Origin of the sequence: Formosa sp. A9, assembly GCF_051200825.1 — a bacterium.
In the GTDB taxonomy this organism is placed as follows: Bacteria; Bacteroidota; Bacteroidia; order Flavobacteriales; family Flavobacteriaceae; genus Formosa.
The window spans coordinates 414,247-438,776 of sequence record NZ_CP195158.1; the positions used below are offsets into that span (position 1 = coordinate 414,247).

At 36.8% G+C, this 24,530-nt stretch carries 26 protein-coding genes; 13 read left to right on the plus strand and 13 right to left on the minus strand.

Annotation, left to right across the window (positions count from 1 at the left end):
* The first annotated feature begins 204 nt into the window (after positions 1-204).
* The gene (locus tag ACR9EA_RS01670) at positions 205-2,394 is read left to right on the plus strand and encodes a TonB-dependent receptor (RefSeq protein ID WP_435136594.1); all 2,190 of its coding nucleotides are present in this window, start codon (positions 205-207) and stop codon (positions 2,392-2,394) included.
* Between the two features lie 53 nt (positions 2,395-2,447).
* On the opposite strand, the gene ACR9EA_RS01675 is transcribed toward ACR9EA_RS01670, so the two are convergent.
* Positions 2,448-2,891 (minus strand): hypothetical protein, encoded by a 444-nt coding sequence (locus ACR9EA_RS01675; protein ID WP_435136597.1) that lies wholly within the window; start codon positions 2,889-2,891, stop codon positions 2,448-2,450.
* A gap of 151 nt (positions 2,892-3,042) precedes the next feature.
* Here ACR9EA_RS01675 and greA point away from each other — a divergent pair, with 151 nt between their 5' ends.
* Together greA and ACR9EA_RS01685 are read left to right on the plus strand one after the other, a co-directional pair.
* Positions 3,043-3,516 (plus strand): transcription elongation factor GreA, encoded by a 474-nt coding sequence (gene greA / locus ACR9EA_RS01680; protein ID WP_435136599.1) that lies wholly within the window; start codon positions 3,043-3,045, stop codon positions 3,514-3,516.
* Positions 3,517-3,648: 132 nt separating this feature from the next.
* Positions 3,649-4,038, plus strand: coding sequence for an HIT family protein (locus ACR9EA_RS01685; RefSeq protein ID WP_435136602.1), 390 nt, complete (start codon positions 3,649-3,651; stop codon positions 4,036-4,038).
* 4 nt (positions 4,039-4,042) lie between these two features.
* On the opposite strand, the gene ACR9EA_RS01690 is transcribed toward ACR9EA_RS01685, so the two are convergent.
* Positions 4,043-5,197 carry a sensor histidine kinase gene (locus tag ACR9EA_RS01690; protein WP_435136605.1) on the minus strand — a complete coding sequence of 385 codons (1,155 nt, stop codon included), beginning with the start codon at positions 5,195-5,197 and terminating at the stop codon, positions 4,043-4,045.
* A 121-nt stretch (positions 5,198-5,318) separates the two neighbouring features.
* Between ACR9EA_RS01690 and ACR9EA_RS01695 the strand changes: the two genes are divergently transcribed.
* The 3 genes from ACR9EA_RS01695 to aat all read left to right on the plus strand — a co-directional run bounded on the left by ACR9EA_RS01695 (position 5,319) and on the right by aat (position 7,338).
* A complete protein-coding gene (locus ACR9EA_RS01695; RefSeq protein ID WP_435136608.1) occupies positions 5,319-6,191 on the plus strand; it encodes a flavin reductase family protein in 873 nt (290 codons plus the stop codon).
* A gap of 51 nt (positions 6,192-6,242) precedes the next feature.
* Complete coding sequence (locus ACR9EA_RS01700) at positions 6,243-6,617, plus strand: DUF3127 domain-containing protein (protein WP_435136610.1); 375 nt, start codon at positions 6,243-6,245, stop codon at positions 6,615-6,617.
* A gap of 97 nt (positions 6,618-6,714) precedes the next feature.
* Complete coding sequence (gene aat / locus ACR9EA_RS01705) at positions 6,715-7,338, plus strand: leucyl/phenylalanyl-tRNA--protein transferase (protein WP_435136613.1); 624 nt, start codon at positions 6,715-6,717, stop codon at positions 7,336-7,338.
* 6 nt (positions 7,339-7,344) lie between these two features.
* On the opposite strand, the gene ACR9EA_RS01710 is transcribed toward aat, so the two are convergent.
* Positions 7,345-7,908 carry a DNA-3-methyladenine glycosylase I gene (locus ACR9EA_RS01710; RefSeq protein WP_435139931.1) on the minus strand — a complete coding sequence of 188 codons (564 nt, stop codon included), beginning with the start codon at positions 7,906-7,908 and terminating at the stop codon, positions 7,345-7,347.
* A gap of 101 nt (positions 7,909-8,009) precedes the next feature.
* On the opposite strand from ACR9EA_RS01710, the gene ACR9EA_RS01715 reads away from it, so the two are divergent.
* On the plus strand, positions 8,010-8,630 hold the full coding sequence (locus ACR9EA_RS01715) for a thioredoxin family protein (RefSeq protein ID WP_435136616.1): 621 nt from the start codon (positions 8,010-8,012) through the stop codon (positions 8,628-8,630).
* Here the strand turns inward: ACR9EA_RS01715 and ACR9EA_RS01720 are convergent.
* From ACR9EA_RS01720 to ACR9EA_RS01745, 6 genes are all read right to left on the minus strand, one after another.
* Positions 8,627-9,406: an energy transducer TonB family protein gene (locus ACR9EA_RS01720; RefSeq protein ID WP_435136618.1), complete on the minus strand. Its 780-nt coding sequence runs from the start codon at positions 9,404-9,406 to the stop codon at positions 8,627-8,629. The two genes, ACR9EA_RS01715 and ACR9EA_RS01720, sit on opposite strands and share 4 nt — an antisense overlap.
* Positions 9,407-9,460: 54 nt before the next feature.
* Entirely contained in the window at positions 9,461-10,153 is a 693-nt protein-coding gene (truB, locus tag ACR9EA_RS01725) for a tRNA pseudouridine(55) synthase TruB (protein WP_435136621.1), read from the minus strand.
* A gap of 3 nt (positions 10,154-10,156) precedes the next feature.
* A complete protein-coding gene (locus ACR9EA_RS01730; protein WP_435136624.1) occupies positions 10,157-10,951 on the minus strand; it encodes an undecaprenyl-diphosphate phosphatase in 795 nt (264 codons plus the stop codon).
* Entirely contained in the window at positions 10,951-11,205 is a 255-nt protein-coding gene (locus ACR9EA_RS01735) for a DUF3098 domain-containing protein (protein WP_435139934.1), read from the minus strand. The genes ACR9EA_RS01730 and ACR9EA_RS01735 overlap by 1 nt, the downstream gene beginning before the upstream one ends.
* An 80-nt stretch (positions 11,206-11,285) precedes the next feature.
* Entirely contained in the window at positions 11,286-11,933 is a 648-nt protein-coding gene (locus ACR9EA_RS01740; RefSeq protein WP_435136627.1) for a hypothetical protein, read from the minus strand.
* A 4-nt stretch (positions 11,934-11,937) separates the two neighbouring features.
* Entirely contained in the window at positions 11,938-12,816 is an 879-nt protein-coding gene (locus ACR9EA_RS01745; RefSeq protein WP_435136630.1) for a cell division protein FtsX, read from the minus strand.
* A 126-nt stretch (positions 12,817-12,942) separates the two neighbouring features.
* Between ACR9EA_RS01745 and ACR9EA_RS01750 the strand changes: the two genes are divergently transcribed.
* The 4 genes from ACR9EA_RS01750 to ACR9EA_RS01765 all read left to right on the plus strand — a co-directional run bounded on the left by ACR9EA_RS01750 (position 12,943) and on the right by ACR9EA_RS01765 (position 18,805).
* The gene (locus ACR9EA_RS01750; protein ID WP_435136633.1) at positions 12,943-15,951 is read left to right on the plus strand and encodes a leucine--tRNA ligase; all 3,009 of its coding nucleotides are present in this window, start codon (positions 12,943-12,945) and stop codon (positions 15,949-15,951) included.
* Positions 15,952-16,130: 179 nt separating this feature from the next.
* A complete protein-coding gene (ald, locus tag ACR9EA_RS01755; protein ID WP_435136636.1) occupies positions 16,131-17,228 on the plus strand; it encodes an alanine dehydrogenase in 1,098 nt (365 codons plus the stop codon).
* An 85-nt stretch (positions 17,229-17,313) separates the two neighbouring features.
* The gene (locus tag ACR9EA_RS01760) at positions 17,314-18,009 is read left to right on the plus strand and encodes a zinc metallopeptidase (RefSeq protein ID WP_435136639.1); all 696 of its coding nucleotides are present in this window, start codon (positions 17,314-17,316) and stop codon (positions 18,007-18,009) included.
* 97 nt (positions 18,010-18,106) lie between these two features.
* The gene (locus ACR9EA_RS01765) at positions 18,107-18,805 is read left to right on the plus strand and encodes a Bax inhibitor-1/YccA family protein (protein ID WP_435136642.1); all 699 of its coding nucleotides are present in this window, start codon (positions 18,107-18,109) and stop codon (positions 18,803-18,805) included.
* 53 nt (positions 18,806-18,858) lie between these two features.
* On the opposite strand, the gene ACR9EA_RS01770 is transcribed toward ACR9EA_RS01765, so the two are convergent.
* Entirely contained in the window at positions 18,859-19,329 is a 471-nt protein-coding gene (locus ACR9EA_RS01770; RefSeq protein ID WP_435136645.1) for an Lrp/AsnC ligand binding domain-containing protein, read from the minus strand.
* Positions 19,330-19,394: 65 nt separating this feature from the next.
* Complete coding sequence (locus tag ACR9EA_RS01775) at positions 19,395-20,759, minus strand: saccharopine dehydrogenase family protein (protein ID WP_435136648.1); 1,365 nt, start codon at positions 20,757-20,759, stop codon at positions 19,395-19,397.
* 94 nt (positions 20,760-20,853) lie between these two features.
* Between ACR9EA_RS01775 and ACR9EA_RS01780 the strand changes: the two genes are divergently transcribed.
* Positions 20,854-21,255, plus strand: coding sequence for a DUF423 domain-containing protein (locus tag ACR9EA_RS01780; protein ID WP_435136651.1), 402 nt, complete (start codon positions 20,854-20,856; stop codon positions 21,253-21,255).
* Positions 21,256-21,307: 52 nt separating this feature from the next.
* Positions 21,308-22,924, plus strand: a complete 1,617-nt coding sequence (pckA, locus tag ACR9EA_RS01785; RefSeq protein WP_435136654.1) for a phosphoenolpyruvate carboxykinase (ATP) — start codon at positions 21,308-21,310, stop codon at positions 22,922-22,924.
* A 95-nt stretch (positions 22,925-23,019) separates the two neighbouring features.
* Here pckA and ACR9EA_RS01790 read toward each other — a convergent pair whose 3' ends face one another.
* The gene (locus tag ACR9EA_RS01790) at positions 23,020-23,769 is read right to left on the minus strand and encodes a uroporphyrinogen-III synthase (protein WP_435136657.1); all 750 of its coding nucleotides are present in this window, start codon (positions 23,767-23,769) and stop codon (positions 23,020-23,022) included.
* 23 nt (positions 23,770-23,792) lie between these two features.
* A complete protein-coding gene (locus ACR9EA_RS01795; RefSeq protein WP_435136660.1) occupies positions 23,793-24,440 on the minus strand; it encodes a DUF4271 domain-containing protein in 648 nt (215 codons plus the stop codon).
* Positions 24,441-24,530: the final 90 nt, after the last annotated feature.

Consider the following 24,530-nt stretch of genomic DNA (forward strand, 5'->3'; position numbering starts at 1 on the left):
AGGTAGATATAGTTTAAATAATGTCTGCAATGTTTAACGTTTAATTTGTAAAGCTGAGATCATACCCGTAGAACCTAGAACAGGTAATGCTGTTTAGGGAAAATACAACCTAATGGGGAAGAGTAATCTGTGTAGGGTTGTAAAATAATCAATTAATAATTTTAGGATAAGGACCTCTTTTTATTCGATATAATCGTATTTCGAATGAAACATGTTTTTTCTTTAATATGTTGTTTAGGGCTTTCATTAAATCTGTTGTCTCAAAATACAATAGCACAAGATTCAACCGATATTGTTACTGAAACTTTAGATGAGGTTTTGGTAAATGCAGTGCGTGTAAATGCTACCTCTCCAATTACACATTCTAACGTTAGTAAAGAAACCATTGCTAAGCGTAATTTAGGACAAGATATCCCGGTGTTATTAAATTTTTTGCCATCGGTAGTAACTACTAGCGATGCCGGTGCTGGTATTGGTTACACAGGTATTAGGGTGCGTGGGGTAAGTGCACAATCTACTAATGTAACTATAAATGGTATTCCGTATAACGATGCCGAAAGTTTAGGGACGTTTTGGGTGAATTTGGGCGATATTGCTTCGTCTGTAGAAAGCCTTCAATTGCAACGAGGTGTCGGGACTTCGACAAATGGTGCAGGTGCTTTTGGCGCGAGTATTAATGTGTTAACCGATGCTGTTTCAGAAAAGGCATCGGGAGAATTATCTAATAGTTTTGGTAGTTACAACACCCAAAAACATACCGCAAAATTTAGTACGGGTACGTTAAACGATCACATCGAACTTGCCGGAAGAATGTCGGTTATTAAGTCGGATGGTTATATAGATCGTGCTTCAACCGATTTGAAATCGTACTTTTTGCAAGCGTCGTATGTAGATGATAATCGTTTAATTAAAGCAGTTGTTTTTGGAGGTCACGAAGATACTTATCAGGCTTGGAACGGTATCGATAAGGAAATTTTAGAAAACGACAGAACCTTTAATTCGGCGGGTATGTATACCGATAGTGATGGTAATGTTAAGTTTTATGATAATGAAGTAGATGATTACAAGCAAGACCATTATCAATTGCATTGGAACGAGCGTTATAACAACCATTGGTCTACTAATGTTGGGCTTAACTACACTTATGGTAGAGGGTATTTTGAACAGTATCAAGAAGATGAAAATTTTGAGGATTACGGTTTAGATAATGTGGTTATAGGCGACGAAACGATTACGCAAACCAATTTAATTAGACGACGTTGGTTAGATAACGATTTTTATGTGGTTAATGCCAATGCAAACTATAAAAACGATGTTGTAAACACCATTTTTGGTGCCTCTTATAGTTATTACGATGGCGATCATTTTGGAGAAATTATTTGGTCGCAATACGCAAGTAATAGCGAGATTCGCGATCATTATTACGATGGTAATGGTAAAAAGAAAGATTTTAGTGTGTTTAGTAAAGCAACATACAGATTAAATTCTAATTGGAGTTTATTTGCCGATTTACAAATGCGTTTTGTAGATTATAAAACAACGGGAATGACTTCTGATAGGTTGCCTTTTAATATCGACGAAACCTATAACTTCTTTAATCCTAAGGCGGGAGTAACCTTTAAGTTAAATCCCGAAAACAATATGTATTTTTCGTATGCTAGGGCTAATAGAGAGCCAAACAGAGATGATTTTCAAAGCAATCCAGATATAAAACCAGAACAATTAAACGATTTTGAATTGGGTTGGAGACACGAAAATAAGCGCTTCAGATTTAATGCGAACTTATATTACATGCAGTATAACGAACAATTGGTGTTAACGGGCAATATAGACGATGTTGGTAATCCAATTAGAACGAATAGCGGAGAAAGTTATCGTTTAGGTTTGGAAATTGAAGCTGCCGTAGCCTTGTCAAGATCATTTTCTATACAACCAAATATTACTTTAAGTAGAAACAAAACAAAAGAATCGATTGTTCCTTTTGATGGCGAGTTGAAAAATTTTGGCAGTACAAATATTTCGTTTTCACCAGAAATTGTGGCAGGTAATGCTGTAGTTTATCAGCCAGCAGATCATTTTCAGGTGTCGTTTTTAAGTAAGTTTGTGGGCGAGCAGTATATGGGAAATACAGATTCCAAAACTTCTAAGTTGGATAGTTATTTTGTTAACGATTTAAATGCCATGTACGAGTTTAAAACAAACTCTATTTTTAAATCGATTATTGTATCTGGTTTAATAAATAATGTTTTTGGAACAGAATACGTGTCTAACGGTTATTACTACACTTACGATGATACTTGGACGAATCCAGATGTCGTAACCACAATAGAAGGCGCAGGATATTATCCGCAAGCGACTAGAAATTTCTTGGTTGGTCTAACCTTGAAGTTCTAAAACAAAAAAACAGCGATTTGAAGATTATATCGATAATCGAAATCGCTGTTTTTTTAATTGTTATAAACCCTAATAATAGAGCCGTTAACTTCTACATAATACGGTTTTAAGGCGTACCCGCCAATAGTGCCACTTTCGGGGTTGCCGTTTATAATGTTATAAGTATTGCCGTCGTCGCAACTACAACTGGCAATAATACCATTAACTGTAAGGTGCGAGCAATTGGTTAATGCGTGGTTGGGGTCGCTCAATTCAAAAGCTGTGTAATTGGTGCCGCCAATGTAGTATAATACAACCCCGTTTATCCCATACGGATTGTTTAGGGTAATGTAGTTTCCAGGGAATTTAAGGCTGTTGTATTGTGGTAAATTGGTGTTAATTAAATTACCCGTATTAAAAGCGTAATCGGGAAGATATGGATTGTTTAATGCATCGTCGTCCGAGCTGCAATTTGCAAAAACCAAGGCGATTAAAGCAAGTAAAAGCGTTTTTTTCATAGTTATATTTTCGGTTTGCAATTTACAACAAAAAGCAGTTTGCTATAAATATTTTGTATATTTGTGTTACAATCTCGTTAAGCGGGATTTTTTTTGTTTCATAGGCACCATGTTTATGAAACATATTTTTTTAAATTAAAACGATGAAGTTATGAGTAAAGTATCTTATTACACTGCAGAAGGATTAAAAAAATTAAGAGACGAACTAAAACAATTAAAAGATATAGAACGTCCGCGTGCCTCGCAGGCTATTGCAGAAGCTAGAGATAAAGGCGATTTGAGTGAAAATGCCGAGTACGATGCGGCTAAGGAAGCCCAAGGGATGTTAGAGATGAAAATTTCGAAATTAGAAGAGGTTTTGGCAAATGCCCGTGTAATTGACGAATCTCAATTAGACACCTCTAAAATTTTGGTGCTGTCTAAAGTTAAAATCAAAAACCAAACCAATGGTATGGAAATGATGTACACTTTGGTGGCCGACGGTGAAGCCGATTTAAAATCGGGTAAAATATCTGTAAATTCACCAATTGGTAAAGGATTGTTAGGGAAATCTGTTGGCGATGTTGCCGAAATTCAGGTGCCTAATGGCGTGATGAAATTTGATATTATAGAAATTTCTCGATAAAATCAATAATCATAAGCAGGGTTCCTATGTGTTTTGCAACAAAAAATTCATAGGAATCAATTCGTTTTAGTCTTGAATCGAGAGCGATTAGTATAATAAGGTGATGCATACATCACATAAAATAGTTTAATTATGGCTTCTATTTTTAGTAAAATTATTTCTGGTGAATTGCCAGCGTATAAAATTGCAGAAACCGAAGAGTTTTTGGCGTTTTTAGATATCAATCCAAACACCAAAGGACATACGCTATGTATTCCTAAACAGGAAGTAGATAAGTTATTCGATTTGGATGAAGCACAATATTTAGGGCTGTTAAAGTTTTCTAGACAGGTTGCAAAAGCTATAGAAAAAGCCATTCCTTGTAAGCGTGTAGGCTTAACCGTAATCGGTTTAGAAGTGCCACATGCCCACGTACATTTAATTCCGTTACACACTATGGAAGACGCACGGTTTTTGCATAAAACAAGCTTGACCGATGCCGATTTTCAAGATGTTGTAAATGCCATAAAAGCACATTTATAGTTTACTAAAGTGTTCTTTTAAGGGTAATTTGCATGGTAGTGCCTTTGCCAATTTCCGATTGTAATACTTTTATTTTTCCGTCGTGAAAATCTTCAATAATACGTTTGGCTAACGAAAGGCCTAAGCCCCAGCCACGTTTTTTGGTGGTAAATCCGGGCTCGAAAATACGTGTAAATTGGTTTTTATGAAGGCCTTTGCCAGTGTCGGAAACTGTAATTTTAACATCGTTTGTGCTCGGGATAATTTTTATAGACAATTCTCCTTTGCCTTTCATCGCATCAATAGCGTTTTTTACTAAATTTTCTATGGTCCAGCTATACAGTTGCGGGTTTAATTGAATAGGGATTTTAGTATCTGGAACATCGATATTAAAGTTTATTAGTTTGGACGAACGCGATTTTAAATAATCGTAAGATTCTATGGTTTCTTGTACCAAGTCTGTTGCTTCAAGCGTTGGTACCGATCCTATTTTGCTAAAGCGTTCAGTAATGGTTTGTAGTCTATTTATATCTTTTTCAATTTCTGTAATATAATCTGGGTTTACATCTTCTATTTTAAGTAGTTCCGTCCAACCAATTAAAGACGATAATGGTGTACCAATTTGGTGAGCGGTTTCTTTGGCCATACCAGACCACAATTTATTTTGTGTAGCAATTTTTGTGCTTCGGTAAAATACATATACCAGCCCTGCAAAAAGCACAATAATTAAAATAAATGCAATGGGGTAATACTTAAGTTTGTTTAGTAATGGCGAATTGCCGTAGTAGAGCGTGTCGAGAACTTTTCCTTCGTAAATAATTTCTATTGGCTGATTTTCTTTTTCGAATTCTAAGATAAGATCTTTTACGTAAGCAGAGTTTTGCGCTTTTTTTTCGTCTAAATTATTGTGCTCTATATTGCCGTTTAAATCCACCATAATCATTGGGGTGGTTGTGTTACTTTGTAAAATTTGAAGAGGTAGCTCGCCAATATCGCCATCTAAATTGGTACTTTTAATCAGATCGCGTTGTGCTGCCGACCAAATTTGCATTTTTATACGTTCTTCGGCTTTGAAGCTTTGAAAAAACATGAAAGTATTCCATAAAATTAAAATAATGATAGTAAAAGAGATACCGATAATAATCCAACGAATGAGTCCCTTATGTTTTGTAAAAAGCATTTAATTTATTTTTAATGGTAATATAATGCAAATCTGTTAATAATATTGTGATATCAAGTGTTCAAATCATTTTTTGTTCAAGCATAGATTGTTTACATTTGCTGAAATTCTAAAAGGCTATATGATTTCATTCGAACCGAAGGAACTTTCAACTGCAAAATTACATAGTTACTTGCTAAGCGCTGTTGCGCCAAGGCCCATTGCGTTTGCGAGTACGGTAGATGCCGAAGGACGTCCTAACTTATCGCCATTTAGTTTTTTTAATGTCTTTAGTGCCAATCCGCCAATTTTAGTATTTTCGCCAGCCAGACGCGTAAAAAATAATACGGTTAAACATACCTTGGTTAATGTGCAGTATACTAAAGAAGTTGTAATTAATATTGTTAATTACGATTTGGTACAGCAAATGTCGTTAAGCAGTACGGAATATCCAGAGGGAGTAAACGAGTTCGAGAAATCGGGTTTAACTATGTTGCCGTCGGATGTTGTAAAACCCTACCGTGTAGGCGAATCGCCTGTGCAGTTAGAGTGTAAGGTTAATCAAATTATAGCATTAGGCGATCAAGGTGGTGCAGGAAATTTAGTGATTTGTGAAGTGGTTAAATTACACATTTCCAAAGAAGTTTTAAATGCAGATAGTACTATTGATCAAGATAAATTAGACGTTGTAGCACGTGCTGGTGGTAGTTATTATAGCAGAGCTAAAACAGGTTTTTTTGAAATACCAAAGCCATTGTCTACAATGGGTATTGGGGTAGATGCTTTACCAGACGATGTAAAAAATAGCATGGTGCTTACGGGCAACGATTTAGGTATGCTTGGTAATGTTGAAGCATTGCCTACGACAGAAGAGGTAGCGGCTTTTGTAAAAGATAGAGCAGAGCGTTACCCGAGTATTAAAAATGTAAATACTTTAAGAGGAAAACATATCTTAGCGCAAAATTTTTTAAGTTACGGCGATGTAGATAGCGCTTGGAAAATTTTATTATCTTAAAACATTATTACAATATCGAACGTTTTATAATAGAATAGAAAAATAAATTAAATGGAAGTACAAGGAAGAATTAAAATGGTAGGTGAGACCCAAACTTTTGGTAGTAATGGGTTTAGAAAAAGAGAAGTAGTAGTTACAACAGAAGAGCAGTATCCGCAACATATATTAGTAGAGTTTGTTCAAGATAAAACAGATTTATTGAACAACTATAGTGTAGGACAAAACGTAAAAGTGAGTATTAATTTAAGAGGAAGAGAGTGGGTAAATCCACAAGGCGAGACCAAGTATTTTAACTCTATTCAGGGTTGGAGAATCGAAGCTGTACAAGATGGTGCTTCTGGTAATGTGCCACCAGTGCCGCCAGCCGATGCATTCGAGCCTGCTTCTAGCTTAAATCAAGACGAGCACGACGACTTACCTTTCTAGTCGAAGGTAAATTATGACTAATTCAAAGTGTGATGAACCTCAATATCTTTCGATATTGGGGTTTATTTATTTTAGATTGTTTTCTTAAATTTGGGTAATGAAGTTTTTAAAAGAAAAAATAGAATTTCCAGATATCCGGGAAGCCACTAAAGAAGGGCTTTTGGCAGTGGGCGGCGATTTGTCTCCTGAGCGATTACTTTTTGCGTATAAACGTGGCATTTTTCCTTGGTTTGAAGACGATAATGCTATTCTATGGTGGTCGCCAGATCCTAGGTTTGTACTTTATCCGGGAGATTTAAAAGTTTCAAAAAGCATGCGTCAGTTTTTAAGAAATTGTAATTTAACAGTAACTGTTAATGCCGATTTTTCGGCGGTAATTAGCGCTTGTTCTAAAATAAGTCGTCCCGGGCAGGAAGGCACTTGGATTACCAAAAAAATGACCGATGCTTATATTGCACTTCATGAAATGGGGTTCGCTAAGTCTGTAGAGGTGTGGCAAGATAAAACACTTGTGGGCGGACTTTATGGTGTGGATTTAGGTAATGGTGTGTTTTGTGGCGAGAGTATGTTTACTAAAGTGAGTAATGCTAGTAAGGCTGGGTTTATCACTTTTATTCAAAATTCCGATTATAAACTAATAGATTGCCAAGTTTATACACCACACCTAGAGAGCCTGGGAGCAATAGAAATTCCTAGAGAACATTTTTTACGCTATCTGTAGTGAGAACTAAACTTCGTTGTATCTAAAACATTGCACTTCGTGGTCGTTTATCATACCAGTGGCTTGCATGTGGGCGTAAATAACGGTAGAGCCTACAAATTTAAATCCACGTTTTTTTAAATCTTTACTGATGGCATCACTCAAAGGGGTGTTTGCTGGGGCGTCTTTATAGTACGACAGTTGGTTTTTAATTGGTTTGCCATCAACAAATCCCCAAATGTAATTACTAAAACTTCCAAACTCTTCCTGTACTTTTATAAAGGCTTGGGCATTACTAACCGTAGCTTTTATTTTTAATTTATTTCGGATGATGCCTGTATCTTGTGCGAGTTCTTCTAGTTTCGAAGCCGTATAATTGGCTATGGTGTTATAATCAAAACCATCAAACGCATTTCTAAAATTTTCTCGTTTTCGTAACACGGTAATCCAACTTAATCCAGCCTGGAATGTTTCCAATATTAAAAACTCAAAAAGTGTAGCGTCATCTTTAACAGGAACGCCCCATTCTAAATCGTGATAAGCTTCATATAAATCGTCTCCAACGCACCAACCGCATCTGTGTTTTTCCATCATAATGAAAGGTTTTAATAAAACTCCTACTAATGTAACAACTGTTACCCAAAAACAAAGGTAATAGCTTTAATTTTGTAGTGTTAAAAATAAAGATTCTCATGGAAATATTACAACGTACGGTTAATGATAATATCGTTAATGATGGATTAAATAACGCAATGTCTTATACTGCGTTTAGAGATTTGGTAAAAACATTAGCGACCACAGACGGAACCACTGGTGTAGAACAATCTGAAGCCCTAATTGCTTATACTAAATTAAACGAAAGCCGTATGAAGCGTTGGGATAAAACGCTTAAAATTTCTGAAGACGATCAAACGCGCATTAAAAATTTTAAAGGAAGTGTTACTTGGTTAGTTATTGCCGAGAGCTGGTGTGGCGATGCCGCCCATATTTTGCCTGTAATTAATAAGGTGGCAGATTTGAATGCAAATATCGATTTGAAAATTGTTTTGCGCGATGAAAACGATGCCTTAATGAATCAATTCTTAACCAACGGCGGAAAGTCTATTCCAAAACTTATTATGATAGATAATAATACGGGCGACGTAGTAAATACTTTTGGTCCGCGACCAAGTATTGCAACACAATTGGTAAACGATTTTAAGGCAGAATATAAGGTGATAACTCCAGCTTTTAAAGAGCAATTACAAACTTGGTATAATTTAGATAAAGGCCAAAGTACTGTAGGCGATTTGTTAGCACTGTTAAAAGTTTAGTGTTTACCTTCAAAATAAAAGGTGATAGATCCGATTTGTGAAGGTTTAGAGGCTTTGGCGTTAAATCGGGCTTTTTTAGCATATTCTAAAGCGCTGTCTATTAAACAGGCGTTGTCTGTAGTGGAAGAGCTGTTAATGTAGGTGTCGGTAACGTCTCCCGCAGCATTTACAGTAATGTTTACAACTACTTTACCACTAGCTTCGCATAAATAAATGGGTGTTGGTAAATACTGATGTGTGCGATCTACTAACGAATAATGCATGCTGCTGTTTTTGTTTGCCGAAGCATTCATGGCAATTTTGTTACTGGTGTTATTCCCGTTTGATGCATTACTTTGCTTTTTAGGCGATCTTGCCTTTAAAATACTGTTTACGCTGTTAAAAGACGATAGCTCATCGGAATTTAAACTAGAACCCTCGCTGTTTGTTTCGGTGGTTTCTGTGGCTTCGGTTAACTCGTTTACCGTTTCTGTTTCTGTGTTTTTAGAATGCTCGAAAGCTTTGGGTGGCGTTATAGGGTTGTAGGCTTGGGCAAAACGTTTTGTATTTTGTGTCTCGTTAAAAGCTTTATTGGTCTCGGCTTTAGCCTGCTGCTGTTGCGTAAGTTCCTTTAGTAATTGTTCTTTTGGAGTGTTTTGTTCCGGGTTAAGCTCGTAATATGTTTCGGCCATTTGTGCAGCTTTTCTGGTTAGGTGCATATTAAATACCAAAAGAAGAACACTGCCGGCTATTAAGGCGGTTATTAATGCTGCTTTATGTTTGTCTATAAACTTCAAAAGACTGTAGATTTTGGGATATACAATACACTAATATACGCAAATTCTAATAGTTTAGTTGTTTAAGGTATTTATAAACTGTTCTGGTGTTAATGCATTTGAAACATTAAAGTCTCCTATTTTTGTGCGGCGTAGTTCAGATAAATGTGCGCCAGATTGTAAAGCCTTGCCGAAATCGTGTGCTAAGGACCTGATGTAGGTTCCTTTACTGCATACCACCCTAAACTTTAATTCCATAGCATTAATAGCTGTGATTTCGAATTCAGAAATATGTATTTTTCTAGGCTTTATTTCTACCTGTTCTCCTGCTCTGGCAAATTCGTAAAGGCGTTTACCTTCTTTTTTTATGGCTGAAAATACTGGTGGATATTGTTCGATATCTCCAATAAAACACTGAGTGGTTTCGTGGATTTTTTCTTCCGTAATGTGATCGGTAGGAAAGGTTTCGTTTATTTCGGTTTCCAAATCGTACGAAGGTGTCGTGCTTCCTAAAACAATGGTGCCTGTGTATTCTTTAATCTGCCCCTGGAACGTATCGATTTGCTTTGTCATTTTTCCGGTACAAATCACTAAAAGCCCAGTCGCTAATGGGTCTAACGTGCCAGCATGACCTACTTTAATTTTTTTAATATTAAAAGCCCTGCGAATTTCCCAACGCAATTTATTTACAGCCTGAAAGGAGGTCCAATGCAAAGGCTTGTCAATTAAAATAACTTGACCATTTAAATAATCTTCTAGAGTTTTCATGTTTTAATTTACTAAAGAGAATGCAATAGCAATACACCCAACTATAGCGCAATATATTGCAAAATAAGAGAGTTTGCTTTTTTTAACAAGTGCAATCATCCAGGTGCAAGCAAAAAGGCCACATATAAAAGCAGCAATAAATCCGGCAGAGAGTGCAGTAATATTTGTGCTTTCTAAGCTTAGTTCGCCTCCTAAAATATCTTTGGCTATTTTACCAAAAATTAGTGGTACAACCATTAAAAACGAAAATCGAGCAGCTTTGGTTTTATCATTACCTAGCAATACCGAGGTCGAAATGGTTGCTCCAGATCTTGAAATCCCAGGAAGCATAGCAATGGCTTGCGAAATACCAATTACAAATGCATTGCTAAAAGATACTGGCTTACCTGTGTTTTTTGCTTTATCGGCTAAAAACAGTAAAATACCAGTTACAATTAACATGGCGCCAACCAATAGAATGTTTCCGCCAAATAAGGCTTCTAATTGTTCTTCAAAAAATAATCCTACAATAACGGCAGGAATCATCGATATTACAATTTTGGCAACAAATTGCAAGTCGTCGTTCCACTGAAATTTTAAGGCACCTTTCGCGATGTCTAAAATATCTTTTCTGAAAATAACTATGGTGCTTAAAGCTGTGGCAAAGTGAAGCACAACGGTAAATAATAAGCTTTCTTCGGGTACTGAATGATCGCCAAGAATTGCTTTTCCTAACTCTAAATGGCCGCTAGACGATACGGGTAAAAATTCGGTAAGTCCTTGTATAATGCCAAGAATAATTGCGTCGAGTGTATCCATTAGTTTTTATTCGGATTTAAAAGAATCGCATAAATTTGAATGCCAAACCCTATGAGTACTAAGGTTGGAGCAAGTCGTATTCTTCTAAAACTAAAAATATCGGGGTTAAAAACATTGGGATCTTCGCTACCACCGCCAGACATTAAAATAAAACCTATGGCTATAAAGGCTAAGCCTATAAACATAAATTTATAGTTTTTTTTTCCGAATATAAAGTCGCCCGTTTTAAGGTCTTTACGTTTTTGTTCTCCCATAGGTGTGTGCTTTGTTAAGTCTACAAGACGTTGCAAATTAACTGTTTTATTTAAAATTAAGCGATTAAATGCACTTAAAATTAATCTAAAGTTATAGAGTTTATAATTTGGTACAGGGCTCTTTTTTCTTCGTCGTTGGTGTACGATAGTACGAACGATAGGCTAAAGCCGTAACGTATAATACAAAAGAACTCTTGTTGTACTTCAAAAGATCCCAAACGTGCCGTTGCTCGCATAACATCAAACGTATGGCCGTCTATGGTTTTCGTGCTTAAATTATCGTCGAATGTGTATGTAGCGCGCGATTGTACCAATAAGTTTTTAGAATGAAACAGATAATCGCTACCGCGTTTTACATGGGGTAAACCATTAATGTTTTCGGCAATTACATTTAAAGAGGCATTGTATCTAGTAGCTTCCTTTATGGGGTGTCTAAAGAGTGTAAATAAATAGGCAATGTTTATTTGCGAAGCTTTTACTGCTTCCTTTATGGCATCGGTTTCGTTTTTTAAAATTTTATCGCCAGCCTCGGTTATGGCTTTAATATCGCGTTTGGATTGTACCGCCCAATCTTCGGGGTAGGTAAACGATAATCCGAAATACGAATTCGAATACGTGTGGTTTTCAGTTGTGCCAAAATCGAAATTCTCGGGTAGGTTTTTGGTGTCTTTGTTGCAACTAGTAAGGCATAGCATCAGACATATTATACCAAATAATTTTAGTTTCATTTTATTAATAATATAATTGATCTGTTTTTAGATTTAAGAAGCGTTGGGTGGCAATAAAGGTACTTATCCATGTAATTACAATGCCTAAAATAAAAATGGTTAAAAACAATCCGCCAATAAGTATTGGGTTGTTTAGCAGTTGTAAATCTGGGAAAGTTTTGTTGAGGTAATAAAATACAATCGCCATACCAATTAGTGCTAAAATAGCACCAATAATGCCCAAACGTACACTTTTCCAAACAAAGGGTTTTCTAATAAAATGTTTGGTGGCGCCTACCATTTGCATGGTTTTTATGGTAAACCGTTTGGAGTAAACCGAAAGTCGGATAGAACTGTTAATAAGTAGTACAGCTATAACGGTAAATACCCCGCTAATTACCAAGATCCAGAAACTGATGCGCTTTACATTGTCGTTCATTAAATTTACCAAATCGTTATCGTAGCGCACCTCGTCTACAAAGGTTTTGGCTAAGGCTTCATCCGAAATGGTTTTTAAATGTTCCGATGTTACAAAATCGGCTTTTAAGTGTACATCTATCGAATTTTGTAAGGGGTTGTAGCCTAGAAAATTCATAAAATCCTCGCCATTTTCGGCCTTCATAAATTCGGCTGCCTGCTCTTTAGAAACGTATTCGGTCGATTTTACATAATCGGCCATACTCAAGCTTTTTTCAAGCTGATTAATCTCAACCTCTTTAGCGGTATCTTTCAAATAAATGGTAACCACCACTTGTTCTTTAAAATGGTCGGCTACTTTTTTGGTGTTCAGCACAAGCATGCCCAACAAACCAAGTAAAAATAAGACTAAAGCAATACTCAATACCACAGAAAAATATGAAGATATTAATCGGCGTTTTTGATATTTGTCAAAAGATGAGCTCATATAAGGGTTGAATTTGTTTGTAAAAATATAAAAGAAATCTATTTCGTTACGGATAACAACGTTTAAACTTTCAACATTGTTATAATAAGCGTAAATTTGCGGCTTTATTAAGCGGAATAGAACATTATGACCTATAATTTTAACGACATAGAGGCCAAATGGCAACAATATTGGGCCGAAAACAAAACGTTTCAAGCCAAAAATCAATCTGAAAAACCTAAATATTACGTGCTGGATATGTTTCCGTATCCGTCTGGTGCCGGATTGCATGTTGGGCACCCGCTAGGCTATATCGCGTCGGATATTTATGCGCGCTACAAACGTCATAAAGGCTTTAATGTATTACATCCGCAAGGTTACGATAGTTTTGGTTTACCGGCTGAGCAATATGCCATTCAAACAGGGCAGCATCCTGCTATTACTACCGAAACCAATATTGCTACGTATAGAAGACAGTTAGATAAAATCGGGTTTTCGTTCGATTGGTCGCGCGAAGTGCGTACCTCGAATCCGGAGTATTACAAATGGACGCAGTGGATTTTTATTCAGTTGTTTAACTCTTGGTTTAATAACGATACCAATAAAGCCGAAGACATTTCAGAATTGGTTAGTATTTTTGAAACCGAAGGGAATGCTAAGGTAAATGCCGTGTGCGATGATGCTGTTGAAACCTTTACAGCAGACCAATGGAATGCATTTCCAGTTGAAGAACAACAGGATGTTTTATTACAATACCGTTTAACCTATTTGGCCGAAACCGAAGTAAACTGGTGCCCAGAATTAGGAACCGTTTTAGCCAACGACGAGATTGTAAATGGTGTTTCCGAACGAGGTGGCCATCCTGTAGTGCGTAAAAAAATGACGCAGTGGAGCATGCGAATTTCTGCTTATGCCGAGCGCTTATTACAAGGCTTAAACGAAATTGATTGGACTGATTCCTTAAAAGAAAGTCAGCGTAATTGGATAGGAAAATCGGTTGGTGCTTCTGTGACTTTTAATGTCATGTCGAGCGCAGTCGAGACATCAACAACCAGCAACCAACAACCAGCAACCATAGAAGTTTTCACAACGAGACCCGATACCATTTTCGGCGTTTCGTTCATGACTTTAGCCCCAGAGCACGAATTGGTTTCAAAAATCACAACTGCAGAACAAAAAGCCGAAGTTGAAGCTTACATCGAAAAAACGGCCAAGCGTAGCGAACGCGAGCGTATGGCCGATGTAAAAACTATTTCGGGGGTGTTTACAGGGGCGTATGCCGAGCACCCGTTTACTAAAGAACCGATCCCGATTTGGATTGGCGATTACGTGTTGGCAAGTTACGGAACAGGAGCAGTTATGGCGGTGCCTTGTGGCGATCAGCGTGATTACGATTTTGCAAAACATTTCAACATCGATATCCCGAATATTTTTGAAGGCGTCGATATTTCGGAAGAAGCTTTTGCCGAAAAAGGCAATACCAAACTCACTAATAGTGGATTTTTAGATGGTTTAGCTTATAAAGAAGCAACCAAAAAGGTGATTTCGGAATTAGAAAACATGGGGCAAGGAGAAGGGAAAACCAATTACCGTTTGCGCGATGCCGTGTTTAGTCGTCAGCGTTATTGGGGTGAGCCATTCCCTGTATATTATGTGAATGGCAAACCACAAATGATTGCTACCGAGCATTTGCCAATTCGTTTGCCAGAAGTTGAAAAATATTTACCAACCGAAACCGGTGAGCCGCCTTTAGGTCGCGCCGATGTTTGGGCTTGGAACCGCCTCAAGGCGGAAGTAGTCTCAAATGATTTAATAGACAACGTTAATGTTTTTCCTTTAGAACTAAACACCATGCCAGGTTGGGCGGGGAGTTCGTGGTATTTCTTCTGTTATATGGAAGAAGCTGCTAATCGCGGAGAAGCCTTTGCAAGCGCGGAAGCTCTAAAATATTGGGAGAATGTCGATTTATATATTGGAGGTAGCGAGCACGCAACCGGACACTTGTTGTATTCTCGTTTTTGGGTGAAATTTTTAAAAGACCGCGGTTTTGTAAACATCGAAGAGCCTTTTAAAAAACTGATTAATCAGGGCATGATTTTGGGAACGAGTGCGTTTGTTTATAGAGTAGGAACCTCTTTTTCAATAAAAAAAATGTCACCAAACCGTAGGTTGGATGAAGTGAAAGTTCCTTATTATTTCGTTTCAAAAGAAAGTTATGAAAATGTATTAAACGGAAATTATGACGAAAGTGTAAAAACAGTTTATGAAAAAGCAAAATTATTATGGGAGAATGAAGGTTTTCAAGTGGAACCGAACATTGAAAAAACTAATTGTTCCGCCATTCATTCCGATGTTTCATTTGTAAATGCTTCCGATGAACTGGATATTCAAGCGTTTAAAAATTGGAGAGAAGAGTTTAAAGATGCTGAATTCATTTTAGAAGATGGTGTTTACAAAGTAGGTCGCGAGGTTGAAAAAATGTCAAAATCGAAATACAACGTCGTAAATCCAGATCAAATTTGTGAAGATTATGGTGCCGACAGTTTACGTTTGTACGAAATGTTCTTAGGACCGTTAGAGCAAGCCAAACCTTGGAATACAGCCGGAATTACAGGAGTACATGGTTTCCTTAAAAAATTGTGGAAATTATATGTTGGCGAAAATGGTGTAAATGTTACTGATGCCGAGCCGACGAAAGACAACCTGAAAACGCTTCATAAAACCATTAAAAAGGTAGAAGACGACATCGAGAATTTCTCTTTTAATACGTCGGTTTCAACCTTTATGATTGCGGTTAACGAGTTCACGGCGCAAAAATGTGTAAGCAAAGCGGTATTAGAGCCGTTCTTGGTTTTAATTTCACCGTATGCACCGCATATCGCCGAAGAATTGTGGCAGCAATTGGGGAATACAGAATCTATTTCGGAAGCAGCTTTCCCAATTTTTGATGCAAGTCATCTGGTAGAAAGCAGTAAAGTGTATCCAATTTCTTTCAACGGAAAAACACGTTTTACGCTAGAATTACCATTGGATTTAGGTAAAGACGAAATCGAAAAAATTGTAATGGCTCACGAAAAAACCGAAGCTCAATTACAAGGGCGTACGCCTAAAAAAGTAATTGTGGTACCTGGAAAAATTATCAATATAGTAGGTTAAGCACTGGTGCCGGTTTTTCGATATTCGGAATAATCGACATGCTTATTTAAGAAATAAACGGAATCACCTTCAGAATTATGAGGGTGATTTTTTTATTGGTAATAATGTGATATTCAGTATTCTGAAATTTGGGAAAGTGGAAATATTTAATCAATTTAGTTGTATTAAAATCTCCAATTATGAAAATAGGTGTGCCCAAAGAAATTAAGAATAACGAAAACCGTGTAGGCATGACGCCTGCTGGAGTTTTCGAACTTACCAAACGCAACCATACGGTGTATGTGCAATCTCTTGCCGGCGAAGGTAGCGGATTTTCAGATCAGGATTATACAGATGTTGGTGCAGTGGTTTTAAATACCATCGATGAGGTGTATGCTGTAAGCGATATGATTGTAAAGATTAAAGAGCCTATAGCGGTAGAATATCCGTTAATTAAAGCCAATCAGATTGTGTTTACTTATTTTCATTTTGCATCTAGCGAGGCGCTAACCTTAGCTATGTTGGAAAGTCAGGCGGTGTGTATTGCTTACGAAACGGTAGAAGACGACGATGGTTCGTTGCCGTTGCTAACACCAATGTCTGAAGTAGCTGGGCGTATGGCCATACAACAAGGTGCAAAATATTTAGAGAAACCCATAAAAGGTCGCGGCGTTTTGTTAGGTGGTGTGCCAGGGGTATCGCCAGGGAAAGTACTTGTTTTAGGTGCTGGAGTTGTGGGAGTACAAGCTGCAAAAATGGCCGCTGGATTGGGCGCTCATGTTACGATAATGGATGTGAATATGAAACGTCTTAGATATGTTAACGATATTATGCCAAGTCATGTAGTTACTGAATTTTCAAGCGAATATAATATCCGAAAACATATTAAAACCCACGATCTTATTATAGGGGGCGTGCTAATAAAAGGAGGTAAAGCGCCTAAATTAATAACGCGCGATATGCTTAAAGATATGCGTCCAGGCACCGTATTGGTAGATGTTGCTGTAGATCAGGGCGGTTGTATAGAAACCACTAAAGCGACAACACACGAAGATCCTACATATATAATAGATCATATTGTGCATTACTGCGTAGCCAATATGCCGGGAGCCGTACCGTACACCTCCACTATTGCCTTAACCAATGTAACGTTGCCTTATGTGTTAAAATTGGCAGATTTGGGTTGGGAAGCGGCTTGTAAAGCAGATCGTGCCTTGGCAAAAGGGATAAATATTGTAAAAGGTGAAATTATGTACAAGGAAATCGCCGAATCGTTTAATTGGAATGTGAGCTCGTAATTGTAAAAACTGACAGAATTACCTGCCGATACTTTGGCTTATTTTTTGTAATAAATGTGTTATATTTACTATAAAAGATAAAAACATGTTTACATATTATATATTAATAGGGGCGATAGCTTTAGTAAGTTGGTTGGTGAGCAATCAGTTAAAAAGCAAATTTCAAAAATATTCTAAAATCCATTTAAGCAATGGCATGAGCGGAAAAGAGATTGCCGAAAAAATGTTAGCCGATAATGGTATTACCGATGTTAAGGTTATTTCTACAGCAGGACGATTAACAGATCACTACAATCCACAAAATAAAACCGTTAATTTAAGTGAAGCTGTTTATGCCGAACGCAATGCCTCAGCTGCAGCTGTTGCGGCTCACGAATGTGGTCATGCCGTGCAACATGCGCAAGCCTATAGTTGGTTAACTATGCGATCGCAATTAGTGCCTGTAGTTAGTATTTCGTCTAAAATGTCGCAATGGTTAATTATAGGAGGTTTGGTTTTAGGTGCAGCTTCTGGTGCAGGTTTAGGATTTTGGGTGTCGGTTGTTGGACTTCTAATGATGGGAATGGCGACCTTGTTTAGTTTTATAACCTTACCCGTAGAATACGATGCCAGTAACAGAGCTTTAGCTTGGTTAAAAAACAAAAATATGTTAGCACCACAAGAATATGCCGGTGCAGAAGATGCTTTAAAATGGGCGGCTAGAACGTATTTAGTTGCAGCTATAGGTGCACTTGCATCTCTATTATATTGGGCCATGCAAATTTTAGGAAATAGAAACTAAGAGAAAAAAATATAATGTAGAAGGTCGAGTTTTTTAGAAAATTCGACCTTTTTTAATTTATAATATTTAGATTTAAGTACTAATTAAAACGATTTAAATGGAAAATTTACCCCAAAAAGTATTGTTGAATACGCTAAGCGATACAGAACGTGTTGCTTTTTACAAGAAAACCTACGCTCATGTTGCTGGTGGCGTGTTGATGTTTATCATTTTTGAATACCTTATGTTACAAAGTGAAGCTATTGTTAACTTTGCGCTGTCGTTAACCGAAGGCTATAGATGGCTATTTATGTTAGGCGGCTTTATGTTTATGACCAATTATGCAGAGCGCATGGCGTTAAAATCTGATGATAAAACCATGCAGTATGTGTCTTACGGTATTTATATTCTTGCCGAAGCTTTCATTTTTATTCCTTTATTGTACATGGCAATTTATTTTACCGAAGGCTTCGATTTAATTAATCAGGCAGCTGTGGTAACCTTATCGCTGTTTACAGGATTGTCGGCTATAGTTTTTGTAACCAAAACAGATTTTTCGTTTTTGCGAGCAGGGCTTACGGTCGGATTTTTTATAGCTATCGGTTTAATTATAGCAGGGATGATATTTGGTTTTAATTTAGGCTTGTGGTTTTCGGTTGGGATGTGTGTGCTGGCTGCAGGTACTATTCTATATCAGACATCAAGTTTAGTAAATATATATTCTGAAGATCAATATGTGCCAGCGGCCATAGGTCTGTTTGCTTCATTAATGCTATTGTTTTGGTACGTGTTACAAATTTTTATGTCTAGAGATTAAGAAAAAAATCAATGCAAATATTTCAAAGCTTCGGAGTTATACCGAGGCTTTTTTTAAATAGGAATTTGTCGGTCTATTTGTTGGTTTAACGAAATGAAAGTTTCAGTTCGGGAAACGCCTTCAATAGATTGAATTTCTTTGTTTAACAAATGCATTAAGTGTTCGTTGTCTCGACATAAAATTTTAATAAAAATACTCCAATTACCAGTCGTGTAATGGCATTCTAATACTTCGGGAATTTTTTTTAACTGTTTAACGGCTTCTGGATTACTCATGGCTTTATCTAAATAGATGCCTATAAACGCCATCGTTGTATATCCTAAAACCTTAGGGTTTATAGTGAATTTTGATCCTGAAATTAATCCCGATTTTTCGAGTTTACGCAAACGCTGATGAATGGCAGCCCCAGAGATGCCTACACCACGGGCTATTTCTAATATTGGCGTTCTGGCATCTTGCATTAAAGCACGAAGTATCTCTTTGTCGATGCCATCTATTTCTATATTCTGATTTGCAACCTTCATAAAGTGTTTTTCGGTAATTAATTATAAAATTAACGATAATATCTTTTATATTGATGGTAAATCGTTTAAATGTTTAACGGATTGTAACCTAAATAAGGCACTTCTTTTTCGTGAAACTGAATGCCATATTGTTCTAAGGTTTTTAAAATAGGCGTGTAGACTTCTTTGCTTATTGGGCGAAGAACACCGGGCGTTGTTATTTGCTTGTTTAAAATAGCCAATGCGGCTATGGCAACGGGTAGGCCAACGGTTTTAGACATGGCTGTAAATGTTTGATCTTGCCCTAAAGTCACCATAGTCGAATCAATTTGATGGGATTTACCAGCCAATTCGTAGCCGAATTTATGATACATCACAATCATATCTTTATCGTCTGGGGCTAAGGTCCAACTATCCATTAAAATGTGTTGCAACATTTGTGCAGGTGTAGCTTGTTTTAGGCCAGTAGTTTTTTTGGGATTGAAAATATCTAGTTCCAATAGTTTGTCCCAAACCACATCGTCTTGATCTATTTTTAATTGGTGTCTTAATTTTAATTCCACCGAATCGGAAGGACTATAAGGTAAAAATGCATTCACAAAATCGCGGTAGCTCATGTGTTCGCTATCTTCTAAAATATAGCTGTCGTCTGTCATCCCTAATTGTACAAACATGTTCCAGGCTCGGCTAAAACCTACGCGACGTATGGTGCCGCGGTATAGTGTTTTTACTTGGTCTAAACCGTAAACACTTTGGTATTTTAAAGAGTCGCGGTTGGCGTAAGCTTCAAAACGCCCAAAACCGTCAACATCTAAAAATTCGGTACGCCTAAATAAGCGGTGGTAAGGAATGTACTTGTATGTGTTTTCTTGGATAAACTTAGCTGCTCCTCCTTGTCCGGCCAAAACTACATTTCTGGGATTCCAAGTGAATTTGTAATTCCATAAATTGGTATCGCTTTCAGGAGCAACCAATCCGCCAGTAAACGATTCGAACAGTAGCATTTTGCCGCCTTTACTTCTAATGCGGTCTATAACTTGCATGGCGCTCATGTGGTCTATGCCAGGGTCTACGCCAATTTCATTCATAAAAACGAGTCCTTTTTGTATGGCTTCGTTATTAAGTGCTTGCATTTGGTCGCTAATGTACGAGGCGGTAACTAAATGTTTGTTCAGGCTTAAGCAATCTTTTGCAATGTCTAAATGCAAATGCGCTGGGAGCATAGAAATTACAATGTCGGCATTTTTAATGGTTTGCCTTCGTAAGGTTTCATTAAAAATGTCTAAGGCTAAGGTAGTTGCATTTTTATGGTTTTTAATAAGTCTTTTGGCATGCTCCAGCTGTTTGTCGGCAATCGTAATTTGTAATTCTTCGGTCTGCGATTTTTCTAAAAGATATTGAATTAAATGTGAGCTAGATTTTCCAGAACCAATTATTAAAATGTTTCGCATAATGAGAGTAGTTAGTTAATTTTGTAAAGCTAGAGTTGCTTATAAAAGTACAAAATACAAGCGCTCGCTACTTTTAAAAATATAAAATTATAATATGAATAAAACGATTTTACTCGCTGCTGGCATTCTTGGTGTTTTAAGTGTAATTATTGGCGCTTTTGCGGCTCATGGCCTAAAACCTTTAATATCGGCCGAAGCTTTGCAGACGTTCGAAACTGGTGTGCGTTATCAAATGTACCATAGTTTGTTTTTACTATTTGTAGGTGGCACATCGTATATCAATTCTAAATCTAAGTCTGTAATATTGTATTTGGTAGTAGCAGGTGTAATATTGTTTTCGGGATCTATTTATGGCTTGGCAACAAATCCGCTTTCTGGCTTCGATTTTAAAACCATTGGCTTTGTAACTCCTATAGGTGGTTTGTTACTCATTTTAGGCTGGGTTGTTGCGATATTATCATTTTTGAAGATTAAAAATGATAAAGTGAAAATTTAAATCGGTTATTTCAAATAATATTTTAATTTTGTTGTAACAAACAAACATTATTATGGTAGATAATACCCAAATTACGAAAACGATTTCGTTGGAAAAATACGGAATTAAAAATGCCAAAGTTCAATATCAACTAACACCAGACGAGCTACAGCAACACACCTTGGATAAAGCTCAGGGCGTTGAAGCTAATTCAGGAGCCTTAGCCGTAAACACTGGTGAGTTTACAGGGCGATCGCCAAAAGATCGTTTTATTGTTAAAGATGCTATTACCGAAGATCGCATTTGGTGGGGAGATGTTAATATTCCTTTCGATTCGGATAAGTTCGATGCTTTATACAAAAGAGTAGTCGATTATTTATCGGGGAAGGAAATATTTGTAAGGGACAGTTATGCTTGTGCAGACAAGAATTACCAACTTAATATTCGTGTTATTAACGAGTATCCGTGGAGTAACATGTTTGCTTATAATATGTTTTTAAGGCCTACCGATGAGGAATTGACTAATTTTAAACCAGAATGGACTATTGTAAATGCACCTGGTTTTATGGCCGATCCAGAACGTGATGGTACACGACAGCATAATTTTGCAATTTTGGACTTTACCAGAAAAATTGCGCTTATTGGTGGTACAGGTTATACAGGAGAAATTAAGAAAGGTATATTTTCTGCACTTAACTTTATACTTCCTGTTTTTAAAAATACTTTGCCAATGCATTGTAGTGCCAATGTGGGTAAACAGGGCGATACAGCCATATTTTTTGGGTTGTCGGGTACAGGTAAAACCACACTCTCTGCCGATCCCAACAGACGTTTAATTGGCGATGATGAGCATGGTTGGACCAACGAAAATACAGTCTTTAACTTCGAGGGTGGTTGTTATGCTAAAGTCATTAATCTGTCTGAAGAAAACGAGCCTGACATTTTTAAGGCTATAAAAAAAGGAGCTATTCTTGAGAATGTGATTTTAGATGATGATGGGGAGGTAGATTTTTCGAATACGTCCATCACTCAAAACACTCGGGTGAGTTATCCAATTCATCATATCGATAATATTCAGGTGCCTTCCATAGGAAAAAATCCTAAAAATATATTCTTTTTAACCGCAGATGCCTTTGGAGTGATTCCTCCAATTTCCAAATTAACACCAGCGCAAGCTGCCTACCATTTTATTTCGGGATATACCGCTAAAGTAGCAGGAACCGAAGCTGGTGTGGTAGAGCCACAACCGTCGTTTTCGGCATGTTTTGGAGCGCCATTTATGCCTTTACACCCTGCTGAATATGCAGAAATGTTAAGTCAGAAAATGAAAGATGCTGGTGTTAATGTTTGGCTTGTTAATACCGGTTGGACTGGTGGACCTTACGGTGTTGGCACACGTATGAAACTTAAATATACCAGAGCAATGATTAACGCCGTTTTAAATGGAGATTTAGGCTTGTATAATTACGACGATTACCACATACATTCTGTATTTGGCGTGGCACAGCCTAGAACCTGCCCAGGTGTACCTACCGAAGTTTTAAGTCCAAGAGCTACTTGGAATAACGACGAAGCTTATTATACCACAGCGTTTAAACTTACGAATGCCTTTAGGGAAAACTTTAAAAAATTTGAAGCCTATGCGAGCGAAGAAATCCGTAGGGGAGGACCGCAGCGTTACGCTTTTTAATACCATCTAAACAATCAACTAAACCAAACCAAACTAAAAAAGCGATTCAAATTTGAATCGCTTTTTTTATAATTTTTAGTTAAACAGAGTAAAGTTTATTTGCCTTTGTTAACTTTCTCTATGTATTTTTCTAAAGCCATAGTCATAGAAGGTGTTTCTGGCGTAGGCGCTGCAATGTCTACGCGCAAGCCTTTTTCCTCTACAGCCTTAATGGTTGTGTTTCCAAATACCGCTATACGTGTGTTGTTTTGCTTGAAATCTGGGAAATTATGAAATAAAGATTCAATTCCCGAAGGGCTAAAGAATACTAAAATATCGTAAGTAACATTTTCAAGATCAGACAAATCGCTAATTACGGTTTTGTAAAAAATAGCTTCTTTCCAGCTGATTTTTAAACCGTTTAAAATTTCAGGAACTTCAGGTTTAAGTTTGTCTGTAGTAGGTAGTAGAAATTTTTCGTCTTTATATTTTTTAATTAGTGGCGATAATTCTGCAAAAGTACGCTTACCAACGTAAATTTTACGTTTTCTGTAAACAACATATTTTTGTAGGTAATAGGCAACAGCTTCCGATTGGCAAAAATATTTTAGAGTGTCAGGCACTTTAAAGCGCATTTCTTCGGCAACTCTAAAAAAATGATCTACTGCGTTACGGCTAGTTAAAATAATGGCAGTGTAGTTGTTTAGGTCTACTTTCTGCTGTCTAATTTCTTTGGCAGGAACGCCCTCTACATGAATAAAAGGTCTGAAATCAATTTTTACTTTTTGCTTTTCTTGAAGATCAAAATACGGGGAATTTTCAATTTTAGGTTCTGGTTGAGAGACTAAAATGGTTTTCACTTTCATAAGCGGTTTAGATTTTTGAGACCCTAATACATTGTAACAAACTTGTACAAAATAATATAGGGTGCGATTTCAAGTGTGCAAAGATATAAAATAAAATAGAAAAGGTTGGATTTTATTAAACTTCTATAACGTTTTAGTGAGCTTGTTAATCCTAAGATAACAAGGCTTAATAATATGGCTAAAACAATGTATATGACTGTTTTAGAAGGTGTTATGCTGTAAATTAAAAAAGCGTTGATGGGAATGAGCAAGATGCCAAAAAAATTTTTATAACTGGTTTTCTGGAATAAGTAATTATCCATTACATCGTCTATATTAAAAATACTGGCTAAAAGACGCTCAAAAAGTACTTTTATAAGTAAAAACGCACCAATGCTAAATATTATTTTAAGCATAACATTGGGGTTTAAATTTAAGTTTGTAAACAGGGCGTTGTAACAAATACAAATAAAAATTGCTGCCGAAATAATGAAGTTTACAAATAGTAAAGCGTCAAACCAATCAAAAAACTTTTGGTCGCGCGCGTAAATATTTAAATACTTAGAGTTTAGTAAAATGGCCGAAAACTCGTTAAACCGGTTTGCATAGATTGTTTTAGCCATAGTCATGGCTATTAATCCAATCATAATTAAAATGGTAAATATCTCGTTAGATGTTACTTCTCTAAGCATGGCTCAAAATTATTTAAAATTATAATAAGGCATCGTAATTATTAAGGAATATTTAAAAAAAAGAAATTGTTAAAAACTGTACATTTGTAG